We start from the raw sequence: 13,537 nt of genomic DNA, 5'->3' as shown, positions 1-13,537 counted from the left end.
CCACCTGCGCCCCACTCGCCGTCACACGAGGTCGTCTGGCCATGATCAAAGTCCACCGCCATCGGTGCGCCTCATCAATCCTACCGCCGTGTGACAGCCAACGGAATCCTGCTTAGGGGACATGAACCGGGGTGCCGGGCTCGGCGTTCCGGTGCGCGAATTCTTGCTGCCGATCGGTGAGCCATTTCTGCTCTTCATGCCTCGCAAGGCCTACTCGATCAGAATGCTTCGGAGGTGAAGTCCGACGCGAGGCAATGCTTCACGCCGGGCGCCCTCGCCGACGCGTTCGCGGGTGTCGGCGAATCGGCTTTGGGCAAGGCATTCTGCGGTCCGGCCTGCAGCACGGGCAGATGTCTGCTGTCGGCCTTTGCGCGGATCTAGGCCCCCCGCCGCGCCGGCGGCTAGATCGATACCTTTCGGCCGACTTGTCGAGGGCAAAACGGAGAGCGCCATGACGGCTTGGAGATGCTTTCCGAACAGGCTGTCGATCCAGACGGATGTACTGAGGGAGAGTGGTCCTACCCCAGGATGAGCTGATCCTGATCATGTGCGTGTCTCGCACAGATGACCTCATCAGAAGGGCCAAGTGATCGAAGTGAGCGGAACTCCCTAAGCTGGGCCACGTTGTCTCGGGCAGGAGAGGGGGCCATGCCAGACTTCGTGACCACGCGTGTGAAGGCCGTGAGGCGCCGGCACGCCATCGTACTTTCAGCCATACTCGTGCTGGCCAGCAGTGCGGTGCCCGCGCGAGCCCAGGACATCTTCGGCCTCTTCCGGCTCTTCTTGCCCCCGACCTCGTCGGCTCCGGCCTTTCGGCCGGCCGAGCATCCGGCGGGTCAGACCATGGAACAGCCTGCTGCTCGCTCTCGTCCTAGGGCCGTTCGCGTCGAGCCGCCTGCAATCAAGATGCCACTGAAGCCGAGGACCCCAGGCGAGATCTCGAACCCCGTTCCCGAACTGCTTGCCGACAGCAGCTTGCGGCGCGGCGACATGGTGATGTTTCCAGATGGTCTTCGCGTCTTCACCGGGCGGCCGGGAGGTCAGCATCGCCTCACCGATTTCGAACCCGTAGCGCAGAGTGGAAAGACTTCCTCGCTCGCTGCCACCCTGCAACCGGGAACCAATCCCGCATGGAACGCGGAAACCAGCAGGCCGACCGACAAGATCGCGGCGAATACGAAGGCTGTCGCGACAACCGGATCGGTAAAGCGGACAGCACGCTGAAGAGCACGCCTGCAGGTGCAGCCGCTCACATCCGGCTGTTTCCACGATGCCAATCTGCTGGTGGCGGCGTGCGTTCGGTGTTGCAGTTCACGCTACCGGCGATGCGCTCGCGGCTGTGATCCGAGCAGCGTTCCTGTGATCCGTGGCTGCGGAATCAACCCTGGCGAGCTATATCTCCGTGCCCTGCACCCAGTCGGGCGGTAGAGCCTCTGGACCGGTTTGGCGATTCCACTGCCAGCTTATCGAGTTGCGCCAGCGCGGCAGCGCGCTCGCAGCTCAATCGCTCGAGCAAGGGCGAGATCTCGCGGCCGTTATTGCAGGCGTCCTCGAGCTCTCTGCATGCAGCAGACAGGTTTAGAAATCCGAGCATTCCCGCAGACGAAACCAATTCGTGTGCCGCGCCGGCAATGCAGGATTGATCATCGCCTTGGACATCATTGCGCGGTCATGACCGCAATTGCTCAGCGAGTTTGAGGAGCAAGCGATCGACGCCGCTGGAACCAACTATCTCTCGCAGCTCCTCGAGCACCAACTCGTCGAGGACGTGTGAATGCTCCGGTGTGGGAATGACACCAAGTCTTGCTTGACGCCCCAGCGCTCGACCACTGCGTAAAGCTCGTCACGCTGGAAGGGTTTGCCCACGTGGTCATTCATGCCGCCGCATGGAACCGCTGAACCTGTTGCGGAAGCACATTGGCAGTCATGGCGACGATCGGCACACTCCTTGCTGGGTAGTCGAGCGCCCGGATGCGTTGTGCCGCCGCGATGCCATCGACGTTCGGCATCTGAATATCCATGAGGACAAGGTCATAGGCCTTGACCTGAACAGCCATGATAGCTTGGGCTCCGTCGCTGACGACATCCACCTCATGACCGGAGGTTTCGAGCAAGGCCCGGGCAATCTCCTGGTTGATCTCGTTGTCTTCCGCCAAAAGAATGCGCGACGTCATTAGGGACGCGCACGTGCTCGTTTGCGTCAGCTCGGATCGGGCTTCTCCTCGAGCAATAGGAAGGCTCAGGTTGAACCAGAAAGCAGTTCCGAACCCGACCTTACTCTGCAGGCCGATTTCTCCACCCATGAGGTCGACCAAGTGTTTTGATATGGCTAGCCCCAGGCCGGTTCCGCCGAACTCGCGCTGGCTGAAGCGCTCGAACAGATGGTCGTGCTTGTCATGCGGGATTCCGATTCCGGTATCCTCGACGGAGAAGCTCAGGGTAAACCACAATCCGTCAGCGTCGATGGCCAGAACGCGCAGTGTCACGGAACCCATGGGGGTGAATTTCACGGCATTGTTGAGGAGGTTGAGCAAGACCTGCCTGAGTCGATCCTGATCGCCCACGACCCATTTCGGTAGATCGTCTGCAGCTTCGACCCGCAGCGCGAGTCCTTTTGCATCCGCCATGCCCTTCACGATCGAGATAGTGTTGTCGAGCAGCGCTGCCAGAGCAAACTGCTGCGGGTCCAGCTCGATCTGACACGCATCGATCCTCGAGAAGTCGAAGATGCCGTTAACGACCGTAAGAAGCGCAGAGCAAGCTCTATGTATCCGCTCCGCGTGGCGGCGCTGATTCTCGGTGAGGCTCGTGTCCCTGAGGAGGAGGTCAGTATGCCCGAGGATGCCGTGCAACGGCGTACGGGCCTCATGGCTCACGGTCGCCAGGAATTCGGATTTGGCCGCGCTGGCCTGCTCGGTCTGCGTGCGGGCCTGATCTGCTGCAGCCTTGGCTTCTACCAGGGCGCATTCCGCATTCTTGCGATGCGTGATGTCGATCAGGGTGCCGACAGCGCGGACCGGGCGGCCCTGGTCATCGCGCACAACCACCTTGCCGCGATCCAGGGCCCACACCCGGGAGCCATCCTTGTGCTGCAGCCGATGCTCGATTTCGATGGCCGATGCCAAGCCGGCAACATGGTCTCTCAAGGCTTGCTGAACCTTGGGCTTGTCCTCCGGATGGATGCGATCCTCCCACGACCGCAGATGCGGCTCGATCTCATGCCGCTCGAAGCCCAGAAGTGCGCAACAATGATCGCTGATCCACAGCGCGTTTGTCCGGATGTCCCAATCCCACAAGCTGTCTTCGGAGGCATCCAGCGCGAATGCGAATCTCTCCTCGCTGGCTCGCAATGCCTCCTCGGCCTCCTTCCGCGTTGTGACATCGAGGTTCAAGCCGACCATGCGGATCGGCCGGTCCTTTTCATCCAGGGGAACTCGGCCAAGCCCGTGCAGCCAGCGCACGCGTCCGTTGGACAGGGGGCTCCGGAACTCGAGCGAGTAGGTCGAGCGGGTTTCTATGGCTCGCAGTATCTCTGTGCAGGCGCGAGGCATGTCGGCGGGATGGATCAGGGCCTCATTCCCTCAATGGGATCTCTCCCGAGTGTTCCTCCGGTAGCCCGTGTGAGCGAACGCTGTAAAGGCACAGCCGGATTTCCCAAGTCGTCAGATCGAGATCCCAATTGCCTGCCCCGGCAGCCTCCTGAGCGAGTTGCAGGCGGTTGGCGAAGGCTCGAAGCTCCTCCTGGGCCTCACGCAGTTCATGAATATCGAGGGAGGCACCGACCCAGCCGCTGATCACGTCGCCCGTCTTGATCGGTGTGAGGGACAATCGGTGCCAGCGGTAAACGCCATCATGGCGACGCACCCGGCACTCAGCTTCGTAGGCTGTCCCCAAAGTAGATCCCGCCTCACGCACGGCTTGCATCCGCGCGATATCCTCAGGGTGATAGAGCCGCATGCGATCTGCGGGGGGCGGGCCGATCGGACCGCAATATTCCTCCATCCGGCCGTTGCTGTAGACCTCCGTCCCGTCGGGACTCGTAACCCAGACTTTCTGGGGGAGGGCGCCAGAGAGTCCGGTAGCGCGCCTCGCTCTCGGCCAGAATTGCCTCGGCCCGTTTCTGTGCCGTTAGATCGGTGTAGGTTCGAACCGCCCCGCCATCCGGCAGTGGAACGGCTCGAACTTCGAGCACCGTGCCATCCGAGCGCATCTGTTCTCATCTCGGAGGGGTGCCTGCGAGGGATGCATTTGCGAGGAATGGGACCGCTGCCTTGTTTGCCTCTGCGGAGATGCCAGCCTGAGCCTGCTGGAAGGCTATCTCCCCGAAGGGCGGCTTACCCTCCAGAAAGTCGTTGGGCAATCCAAGCAATTGCTCTGCGCGAGAATTGGCGACCTGCACGGTGCCCGCTGCATCCACCATCAGCAGGCCCTCATCCATGTTCTCCAGGGTTGCTTCGAGAAGGGCGGAGGCCTCGCGCGATCTAGCCTCAGCGAGCTTGAACTCCGTGAGGTCCATGATGACCCCGAACAGGCCGGTGACCGCTCCCGCCTCGTTCATTTCGCAGACTGCGCGAAAGGTGACGTGGCGCTCCTCGCCGTTGCTCCGAAGGAGCCTGACGGAATAGCTGGCATCGGGCCTGCACCGAATTAGGTCCCGATAGACCTGTCTCAGGCCGGCCCGATCCTCTGGATGGCAGAAGGTCTCGATCGCAGTCGGTACGTCTGGAGGCTATGCGCCCATGGTAAGGCCAAAGATGCGGTAGACCTCTTCGGACCACGTGAACTCTTGCGAAAGCAACGAAATTCGCCAATGGCCGACGTGAGCGATCTGCTCGGCCATGGAAAGCAGGCGATCCTGCTCCCGAAGGGTTTCCTCATTTGCACGGCGCAGGGCGACTTCGGCCTGGGAAGCCGCCTGGGCTGCGCGCAAACGCAGATGGGCCACGACGATCTGTGCCAAATCCCGAAGCTCATCGCATTGTTCGGAAGTGAAGGTTCGGGGCGCCGTGTCGATAACGCACAATGGTCCGACCCGAATACCCGGATCTAGGATGAGCGGAGCTCCGGCATAGAACCAAACACGAGGCTCGCCGACGAAGAGACGATTTTCCCGGAACCGCTCGTCCTGCGTGGCATCCTCGATGACCAGGACGTCATCGCTCGTGATCGGGTAGGTGCAGAATGCCATTTCTCGAGGAGTGCTGTCGATCTCGAGCCTGCAACGGGCCTTGAACCACTGCCGGTCCTGATCGACCAGCGAGATCACAGCGACCGGGACTCCGAAGGCGCGCTGCGCGACGAGCACGACGGCATCGAAATGAGCCGCCGGCGCTATGTCGAGAATGGCCAGATTGAGCAGGGCGTGCAGGCGTTCAACTTCCGTCGGAAGAAGAGGGTACAAGGGGCAATCTCTTGAAACGGCAAGCAAAGGATAGCTCGATCCATCCGGCGCTCTCCAGGAGTAGTCTTTGAGAAAGATCAGGCCGAAGGGATGGTTCGCAAGGGAATCCTGATTGAAGATGAATGCGCGTTTCGGTCGTCCGAACTGGCCTGTTGCAGCGTGCCCGTTGTCGCGGGCCAGATCTGTCTCTGAACGGTGCAGAAGCGTCGAGACCGCTCAATGTGGCTAGGATCAGTTTTCCCTCGGAAGAGACGGCCGCCCTTGGCCTGTGCCTATACCCGGCCTACCTCTCGGGACTGTCCCAAGCTACGCAGGAAGGAGTAGATGTCGAGACCAGTCACTCGCGGTGTAAACTTATCGCGCAGGGAACTTGTCGCCCTACTGTAATGAAGTCGTGGTCCCAGAGAAACCGTCGTGGCACCGGTTCAAAAGCCTGATCATCGATCCAACCAACTCCTCGCTGCTCTGGATTCCAACGATTTTCTCGCCTGGAGCCCGACCTCGAATTTGTAAACCTGTCCAAAGGTGATGTGCTTTATGATGCCGGCGACACCATCCGGCATACCTATTTCCCGCACAATGCCATCGTGGGTCTCATCAATGTCATGGAGGATTGCCGCTTCATCGAAGTGGCGTCGTTCGGGCGCGCGGGGCTAATCGGCCTGATCGGCGCGATCGTCTCCCCGGAATCCTTCGGGCGATATACGGTCCACATCGCCGGCACCGGCTCACGCATTGCCATCGCCAAGATGCAAAAGGCGATTGGTGCAAGACCGAGGCTTCGACGGCTGGTTCTCAGCTACACCGACGCACTTCTCGCACAGACGTTTCAAACAGTTTCTTGCAACGCCGTTCATTCTGTCGAAGCCCGTTGCTGCAACTGGATTCTGAGCACACGGGATCGGATCGATCAGGATGATCTTCCTCTGACCCATGAGCTGCTTGCGGAAATGCTCGGTATTCAGAGATCCGCGGTCAGCATCGCCCTGCGAACGCTCCAGACATCAGACCTGATCGGCCAGAGCCGGGGTGTCATCACGGTGAAAGATCGCGCCGGCCTCGAAGAGGTGGCTTGCGAGTGCTACGGCAAGATCCTCGAACGCTTCAAAAAGTTGCTCCCCGGTCCTCATTTCCGATCATGACCGCATAGGCGTTGCGGAAAATGATCGCCACGCGGCACGAGCCGAGGCTGTTCTCAAAGAGCGTCAACAACCTGTCCGCAAAGATTTTTAGACGATCACGTGATGCAGGTTCGTTGGGAACCGCTCACCTGGACATGCGTTAGCTCGCGATTACTGGACAGGATTTCGCCTATGAAAATGATGTCTCTCCTGGCCGCGGCTACGATTGGCTCCGGCCTCCTTGTCACCGTCCCCGCAATGGCCCAGCCGCAAGTTCAGTTTGGCATCGGTCCGGATGGTCGGCCTCAGATCGGTGTGCGCGATCCCGAGCAGGAGCGGCTTGAGCGTCGCGAGTATTGGCGCGAGCGCCGAGAGGAAGATCGTGCCCGGGCGTATGAGCAAGGGCGCCGCGACGCCGCGCGCGAGGGCCGGCGCTATGGCGCTTACGATGATCGCTGCCGGAACATTACCATTCAGGAAGAGGATCATCGGGGCCGTCTTGTCACCAAGCGGATCCGCCGCTGCGACTGACCCGCCGTGAGCCCGGACGTGTCAGCAGGCTGACGGGGCTTTCAAAGCGACGTGCCCACTTCTGGGCTGGCCGCCAGCAGAAAGCCGTTCTCTGCGGCACTCCGGAGGACTGCGGAAAGTCCCCCGGCCGGGCATGTCAGGGCCACCTTACGGGTTGCAGCCGTGCGCTTGCTGTACTCACGACCGCTGCCGTTATTCGGACCTGCGATTTTCGCGCTCCTTGCGACGCAACGCCAGCAGGAGTTCGACCTGCTCTATGGGAACTGGCGTGTTGTCTGGCGGGAAATAGACTGCATGAAGCCGCCGGCCGATCATCGCCCGCGACTCTCGGGTAAGGGGTGGTGCATTGCCGTGGCATTTCTGATCAGGCATGGACACTTACTCGGTTCAGGCACCAAACTGGCTCCGCAGAATTGTAAGTTTAGGTTAATAAAGGCTTAATGCTCCATTGAGCCGCGTCTGCGGGCTGCGGCCCAAATGACCTGAGCCATAAGACCGAGCGTAGCTGGCCACTCCAACGGTCCTTCTCCGGCGCAGGCGGCGGGAAACCGCCTGAGTCCCCGCGAGCCCTCGAGGGGCGGAACGGAACGACTGCTCCTGGCGTTCGCCCAGTGGCTGCCCACGGTGACGGCCTACTTGCGTTGTCACATCAGGAGGACGTCGAATATGGCAAACGGCGATCGCTGGAGAGGCGAACAGGATCGGTATGGCTATCGGAACGCCGATCGCGACCGTTGGCGCTCCGAAGGAGGACGGGACGATTTCGAGCGTGGGGGGCGCTACTCCGGCCGTTGGGCTGGAGAGACGAGCGGCTACGGGTCTTATGGCCGAGATGACGAGACCCGCAGAGGCCGGTTCGGCGATGATGCCCGGGTGTACGAGCGTGGCTATGGTCGAGGAGGAGACTATCGCAGCGGCTACAGCGGCGGTGGTGGCGAATTCCAGGGCTTTGGCGGTGGAGGCAGCTTTCGGGACGACTATCTCGGCGGTCCGGGCTCGGGAACCTATGGCGGCACGGGGCGGGAGCGTCGTGGCTCCGGTTACGGCGCTTTCGGCTCAGGCGGAGATTATCAGGGCGGCGGTCGTACACACCGCGGCGGGCGCGATTTCTCTCAAGGCTCGTACAATACCGACCGGGATTCTGGCAGCCGACAGGGCGGCTATTTCGGCGGTGATCGCGATCGCGAGCCAGCGGCGCGCGACTTCGGAGACGGTCTCGGCTACGGGACCGGCTATGGTGGGCAGCCCGATTACGATCCGGCCCTTCACCCGGACGAGCCGTACCTTGGGGGGATGTATTACGGCGGAGGTGAGGTCCGCAGCGACTATCGCGGTCGGGACACAGGCTATGAGCGGGGAGGGGGGCGTCACGAGCGTGGCTTCCTCGAGCGCGCCGGTGACGAGGTCGCGTCCTGGTTCGGCGATGAGGATGCGGAACGGCGGCGTCAGATGGACCAAGCGCAGTCAGGAAGGCACCGCGGACGTGGCCCGAAAGGATATACGCGTTCCGATGATCGTATCCGTGAGGATGTGTGCGAGCGCCTGACCGACGATCCCTATGTCGATGCGTCGGAAATCGATGTCAGCGTCTCGAACCGCGAAGTGACACTGTCCGGTACGGTCGACAGCCGGGAAGCCAAGCGGCGCGCCGAGGATTGTGCGGAGCGGATCTCGGGCGTTACCCACGTCCAGAACAATCTGCGCGTCAATCAAGGCACATCGGGCGGCACGGCAGCCTCAGTGGGGATCGGCGGCACGACCGGCGCAGCCGGCACCGGCATGTCGGCCACTTCCAGGGGCACTTCGACGAGTAGCAGCACTGCCACGGCAAGTTCCAATCGCTCGAGGACGGACACGACAGTTTAGCCTGGAGCATAAGAGGCGCCCTGCCAGATCAAGGCGTCTCGTGTTTTCTGGCTGCCCACCTCCCGATCAACATTGCGACCCGGAGTAAGTCTCCGATCGAGATTGCGGTTCTGCCTGTGCTGGCGATGGAGTGACGTGTCTCACGCCCGGGCGCGCGAGCCTCAGCGGAACGCTTCGATCAGGGCCGCATCCGGGAAGCAGGTCTCCTGACGCTGACCCCTGGCTTGCCACTGGCCAATTGCGGTGCGCGTCGCAAAACCGACCAGGCCATCTACCTTGCCGACATCGTAACCTTCGGCCTGCAGGCGTTTCTGCATGGCCCAGATATCACTTCGCTTCATGAGATCGAGTGGTGACCAGTGGCCGGTCAGGGCGGAGGCGCCGCGCAACCGGTCGGCAAGATGACCGATGAAGAGGGCATAGAGGTCGGATTCGTTGTACTGCTTCAGGACGTAGAAGTTTTCCGAGACGAGGAACGACGGGCCCAGGCGACCGGCCGGCATGAGCAGGAATGCAGTTGTATTGCGGCTCTCCGGTGGGAGGGCCGCGCCACCCACACGCGTGATGCCGAGGCGCGCCCATTCCCGCGCGGGCCGGCCCTGCCGCGGCCCCTCGAGGGTGCAGGAGACGCTCGCAGGCACGTGGACCTCAATGCCCCAGCCTTGACCCGGCCTCCATCCGTGCTCCCGCAGATAATTCGCGATGGAAGCCAACGCGTCGGGCACGGAGCGCCAGATGTCGCGCCGACCATCGCCGTCTCCGTCAACCGCAAAACGCAGGAACTTCGAGGGCAGGAGCTGCGGCTGGCCCATGGCGCCGGCCCAGGAGGACAGGAGGGTCTCTCCAGGCAGATGATCCTCCTCGAGGATCACCAATGCCGCGAGAAGCTCAGGGTAGTACAAGGCGCCCCGACGCCCCAGGAAGGCCTGGGTTGAGAGGACCCTCAGGGCTTGGTGCCGCGGGGCCACCCGGCCGAAATGCGACTCCCGTCCCCAGATCGCCACAACGATCTCGCGCGGGACGCCATAAAGCTGCTCGATCGCCACGAGGATCGATTCCCAACGCTTCAGGAGACCGCTCCCGGTCTTGGTGAGCGAGGCGAGTTGGGCCTCCGCGAAGTAGCGGCCCGGGCTCTGGAACTCCGCCTGCTTTTGTTCGCCCGGTGCCGCGGGCCGGCCGGGAATCTGGAGTTCCGGGAGGTCCCAGTCGAGGGTGATCGCCGCAAAAGCGCGATCGAACGTCTCCCGCGAGACGCCCCGCTTCTGCGCATCGAGCCAGACCGTCTGCACGAGCCAGTCTCGGAACTGCGCCTCGACCGCTTGGCGCGCATCGGGTGCTTGAGCCCTTGCAGGCGGAAGCCCAGCGGCAAGGACGGTGCACAGGACGACCGCCAGAAGTGCCGCGCGCACGTGGTCCAGAGGAGAAACGAGGTCCGACATGGCGCAAAGAGTAGCATCGCGGGACCGTTTGTCCTCCAGTCGCAGCACCATACGCGCGAACCGGCAGCGTGACGCAACCATGGACTGGTTCGGCTCCTAACGAGGGAATGAACAGCCGCAGGAATCTCCGGCTGGGGCGACCCGGGAGAGCCCAGCCCCTCTGCTGCGCTGCGAGACAACATTCTCCCCATTCCGGGGCGGAAGAGGTAAGCTCGGCCTTCGTCAGCCGAGGGAGGTCCCTCGTGTCACCCGCCAGCATTCGTGAGTCCCCAACCTCGCCCGAAGTTGGTGCGTCCGACCTCACGCCCGAAATTCTCGGCGCCCTCCAAGCCCTCGCCGATGTCGAGGCGCGGTATCGCGCGGAGCGGGACCGGCTGGGGCAATGGTCGGGGCCGAGAGTCTTGAAAGAACGCTTCCTGGCTCAGCTGGAGGAGCGCCATGCACGGGAGCGGCAACCCCTGGTGCAGCGCCTCGCGGATCTTCAGCAGGAAATGACGTCCGCAAAGATGTTTGCCGGGGTCCCGCTGCACTGATCCGGCCCCGCCCGGAGAGAAACTGCTCCTGACCGGGCAGGTTCGGGGATGGAGTAGCCTGCGTCAGTGGTATGTCCGGGCACCGATCGCCGGACCATATCCGCCGGCACCAGGGCGATCCAAAGCCACGGTCCTTGGGAACTCACCCGCAGCATGGCCGTTAACCGGGGCCATTTGATCCGCCCATCCGAGGAGGAACTGGTGAGTCGGAAGCCCCGTTGCCGCGTTCTCGTCGTCGAGGACGAAGCCGTGATCGCCATGCTCTTCGAGGACATGGTGCTCGAGTTCGGCAGTGAGGTTGTCGGACCGGTCGCGAAGATCAAGGACGCCCTCGATCTCGCTCACACTGAGCTCGATGCGGCCATTCTCGACATCAATCTCGGCGGAGCCGTGATCTTCCCGGTGGCGGATGTGCTGAGCGAGCGCGGCATCCCGTTCATCTTTGCGACCGGCTATGGTGCGACGAGCCTTCCACTGCGCTTCCGCGACCGCCCGGCACTCCAGAAACCGTTTGATTTCGAGTCCTTGGCCAAGGCTCTTCGCAAGATCCTTGCCAGCCAACCGTGTCATACGGAAGCCGCGTGACGTCTTTGCCGGCCCGGTCGCTTGGCGCCCGGGCGGATGGCCGCAGCAAAACCCATTCTCAGCAGCACACCGCATGGTTAAACTGAAACGGGGGCTTCCTCGAAACGGGGAGAGCCATGCAATTCGTATGCGATGCTCCAGGCCGGAAGACGTGGTTTCGAATCGAGACGGAAGCGGAAGCTGCTCTGGAATCCGATTTGATGGATCACGCCGTCGAGAAGCATTTCAGGCTGGCGCGTGAGCAGGCAACTGCAAGCTATGCTCCGCCGCCCAGTGTCTCCGTCGAGCGGAATATCGGGCTGAAGGCGCACCTACAGCGCATCATGCCAATCTTTTTGACCCTTCGGGACGACGAGGGCAACGGGCTTGCGACGGCCATGCTCCCGCCGTACGACGGCCATGATCCAGCGTTCCGGCCGATCATCGTCGGGCCTGGAAACAGTGATCCTTATCCGGAGCACGAGTCAGCCATCGCGATATTGGGCAAGCACTTCGGCCTCACTCTGGATCGCACCCGGTGCTATCCCTATCGGCGCTCCTGACGTGGTGACGCATCGCGAATGCCTGTGTCGCCAAGCACAGGCTCTGCGAACGAGCTGCCATCCGAGTTCAGCATTTCGAAGCCTCAACGAATTCTGAAGGACGCATTCAGGGATGGTTCAACCTGCCTGCGCGATGCTGATTTCCGTTGGCGCTGATGTGATTGCAAAGGACAAACAGATGAAGATGTTCGCATCGCAATTGAAGGGCTTGTTCCCTGCTGGCCTGGCTGCACTCGTTCTCGGTAGTACTGCTTTCATGACAGCAGCTCCGGCCCAGGCACAATATGGATATCACGACGGCTATCGACCGCGCGTGGAGCGTCGCATCATCGAGCGTCGCGTCGAGCGACCCGTGGTCGAAAGGCGGATCGTGCGGCGAGCGGTCAGTCCGGATTGCCGCATTGTTGTCTCTCGCCGGATTAACCGATTCGGCGATCGCGTCCTGACCGAGCGGCGGATCTGCCGCTGATTTTGGAATGTCGATTTCAGGCTATACGCGGCCCCCGAGCGGGGCCGCTTTCATTTTGGCGTCAAGAACCATGCCGCAACGAGGCAGTGGAGAGTTTCCGAATGCTCGTCTCCGGCACCTACATGGGCGGCTCGAGGCCGTTCTTGCCCACGAGAACACGACTTGCTTGCAGCATTCCGTCAGGACGCTTCATTGCAGTGACGATGACCTTGGCGCCCGGTGCGAGGTCGGTCCTGTCGGATGGAACATAGGTAACGATCGGCGCATCGGGAGGAACCACGACGGTTTTTTCCTTGCCCTGATACATGATCGTCAATGTGCGCCCATCGCCTGCTTGAACCACTTGCCCGACAGTCCCGTTCGTCATCGAGCTCTTCGGGCCGAGATCATACTCGCGATGACCTTCGCCAACGCCGCGCATGGACTCGGGAAAGACCTGAACTTCAATCGATTTCAAATTACCGGTCGGTTGTTCGACGGCCGCAGTGCCAACGTAGCTGCCGGGCTTGATGTCGGCCCAGGATGCCTCGACCAGGCCGGTCACCGTTGCGTCGGTTGCGAGTTGGACGGCAGCGTCAGCTCCGCTGCGAGTCTTCACGTGGAGGGTTTCACCATTGACCTGCTCGATCGTGCCCCGGATGCGAACGGAACTGGAGGTTTGTGACCAGGCCGTCGATGACAGAATGAAGCCTGCGAAACCAAGGGCAGCTACAGTTGCACGGAAGCCAGGAGTGGTAGAGTTGATCATGTCGCGCTCCTTTGTAAGCATGCATGAATCAGGATTCCCGAGGCGCTATCTAGGGCTATAGCGTTTGGATATTGCTTGGGATCGAGGCTTATGTTCACTGTGTGACCTCGGACGCTCGTTACACTCACTCTTTCTTGTGAATGGGTTGCGCGCGAACGCTGTTGATGATGTGCTCTTTCATCAAGCGTGGCGACGCGCTGTGCTTGCGGGGTTGGCGCTGCCACCCTCACCCGCCGCCCTTCGGGCGTCGACCTCTCCCGTCAAGGAAGAGGTGAGGCGGCGCGGCCTGCACATCGCCTCTC

General features: G+C 61.9%; 13 protein-coding genes and 3 pseudogenes. 8 read left to right on the top strand and 8 right to left on the bottom strand.

The window, feature by feature from the left end:
- The first annotated feature begins 648 nt into the window (after window positions 1-648).
- Window positions 649-1,224, top strand: a complete 576-nt coding sequence (locus BN1233_RS11555) for a hypothetical protein (RefSeq protein WP_046863658.1) — start codon at window positions 649-651, stop codon at window positions 1,222-1,224.
- Between the two features lie 154 nt (window positions 1,225-1,378).
- Here the strand turns inward: BN1233_RS11555 and BN1233_RS51040 are convergent.
- The 6 genes and pseudogenes from BN1233_RS51040 to BN1233_RS11535 all read right to left on the bottom strand — a co-directional run.
- Window positions 1,379-1,642: pseudogene (locus BN1233_RS51040) on the bottom strand (Hpt domain-containing protein); the annotation flags it as partial.
- A 232-nt stretch (window positions 1,643-1,874) separates the two neighbouring features.
- Window positions 1,875-3,401, bottom strand: coding sequence for a PAS domain-containing hybrid sensor histidine kinase/response regulator (locus BN1233_RS11550; RefSeq protein WP_244470682.1), 1,527 nt, complete (start codon window positions 3,399-3,401; stop codon window positions 1,875-1,877).
- Window positions 3,402-3,566, bottom strand: a pseudogene (locus BN1233_RS51035) (PAS domain-containing protein); the annotation flags it as partial.
- A gap of 7 nt (window positions 3,567-3,573) precedes the next feature.
- Window positions 3,574-3,957 (bottom strand): PAS domain S-box protein, encoded by a 384-nt coding sequence (locus BN1233_RS11545; RefSeq protein WP_074078289.1) that lies wholly within the window; start codon window positions 3,955-3,957, stop codon window positions 3,574-3,576.
- A pseudogene (locus BN1233_RS49640) lies at window positions 3,938-4,708 on the bottom strand (PAS domain-containing protein). Before BN1233_RS49640 ends, BN1233_RS11545 begins: the two are co-directional and overlap by 20 nt.
- A gap of 21 nt (window positions 4,709-4,729) precedes the next feature.
- On the bottom strand, window positions 4,730-5,401 hold the full coding sequence (locus tag BN1233_RS11535; protein ID WP_046863655.1) for a GAF domain-containing protein: 672 nt from the start codon (window positions 5,399-5,401) through the stop codon (window positions 4,730-4,732).
- A 530-nt stretch (window positions 5,402-5,931) separates the two neighbouring features.
- On the opposite strand from BN1233_RS11535, the gene BN1233_RS11530 reads away from it, so the two are divergent.
- From BN1233_RS11530 to BN1233_RS51030, 3 genes are all read left to right on the top strand, one after another.
- A complete protein-coding gene (locus tag BN1233_RS11530) occupies window positions 5,932-6,543 on the top strand; it encodes a Crp/Fnr family transcriptional regulator (RefSeq protein WP_244470681.1) in 612 nt (203 codons plus the stop codon).
- Window positions 6,544-6,714: 171 nt separating this feature from the next.
- The gene (locus BN1233_RS48310; protein WP_048707801.1) at window positions 6,715-7,053 is read left to right on the top strand and encodes a hypothetical protein; all 339 of its coding nucleotides are present in this window, start codon (window positions 6,715-6,717) and stop codon (window positions 7,051-7,053) included.
- 666 nt (window positions 7,054-7,719) lie between these two features.
- On the top strand, window positions 7,720-8,919 hold the full coding sequence (locus BN1233_RS51030) for a BON domain-containing protein (RefSeq protein WP_046863653.1): 1,200 nt from the start codon (window positions 7,720-7,722) through the stop codon (window positions 8,917-8,919).
- Between the two features lie 161 nt (window positions 8,920-9,080).
- Here BN1233_RS51030 and BN1233_RS11515 read toward each other — a convergent pair whose 3' ends face one another.
- The gene (locus BN1233_RS11515; RefSeq protein ID WP_052763761.1) at window positions 9,081-10,358 is read right to left on the bottom strand and encodes a lytic murein transglycosylase; all 1,278 of its coding nucleotides are present in this window, start codon (window positions 10,356-10,358) and stop codon (window positions 9,081-9,083) included.
- Between the two features lie 242 nt (window positions 10,359-10,600).
- Between BN1233_RS11515 and BN1233_RS11510 the strand changes: the two genes are divergently transcribed.
- The 4 genes from BN1233_RS11510 (at window position 10,601) to BN1233_RS11495 (ending at window position 12,487) form a co-directional block, all read left to right on the top strand.
- Window positions 10,601-10,891 (top strand): hypothetical protein, encoded by a 291-nt coding sequence (locus BN1233_RS11510; RefSeq protein ID WP_048707794.1) that lies wholly within the window; start codon window positions 10,601-10,603, stop codon window positions 10,889-10,891.
- Between the two features lie 201 nt (window positions 10,892-11,092).
- Entirely contained in the window at window positions 11,093-11,476 is a 384-nt protein-coding gene (locus tag BN1233_RS11505; protein WP_048707809.1) for a response regulator, read from the top strand.
- Window positions 11,477-11,676: 200 nt separating this feature from the next.
- Window positions 11,677-12,018 carry a hypothetical protein gene (locus tag BN1233_RS11500; protein WP_244470679.1) on the top strand — a complete coding sequence of 114 codons (342 nt, stop codon included), beginning with the start codon at window positions 11,677-11,679 and terminating at the stop codon, window positions 12,016-12,018.
- Between the two features lie 178 nt (window positions 12,019-12,196).
- Window positions 12,197-12,487 carry a hypothetical protein gene (locus BN1233_RS11495; RefSeq protein ID WP_147707162.1) on the top strand — a complete coding sequence of 97 codons (291 nt, stop codon included), beginning with the start codon at window positions 12,197-12,199 and terminating at the stop codon, window positions 12,485-12,487.
- A gap of 118 nt (window positions 12,488-12,605) precedes the next feature.
- Here the strand turns inward: BN1233_RS11495 and BN1233_RS11490 are convergent, their stop codons facing one another.
- Window positions 12,606-13,235 (bottom strand): hypothetical protein, encoded by a 630-nt coding sequence (locus BN1233_RS11490; protein WP_046863649.1) that lies wholly within the window; start codon window positions 13,233-13,235, stop codon window positions 12,606-12,608.
- Window positions 13,236-13,537: the final 302 nt, after the last annotated feature.

This window comes from Microvirga massiliensis, assembly GCF_001006805.1.
GTDB lineage: Bacteria > Pseudomonadota > Alphaproteobacteria > Rhizobiales > Beijerinckiaceae > Microvirga > Microvirga massiliensis.
The sequence above is the reverse complement of the archived record's forward strand: the minus strand, read 5'-3'. Positions and strand labels throughout refer to the sequence as shown.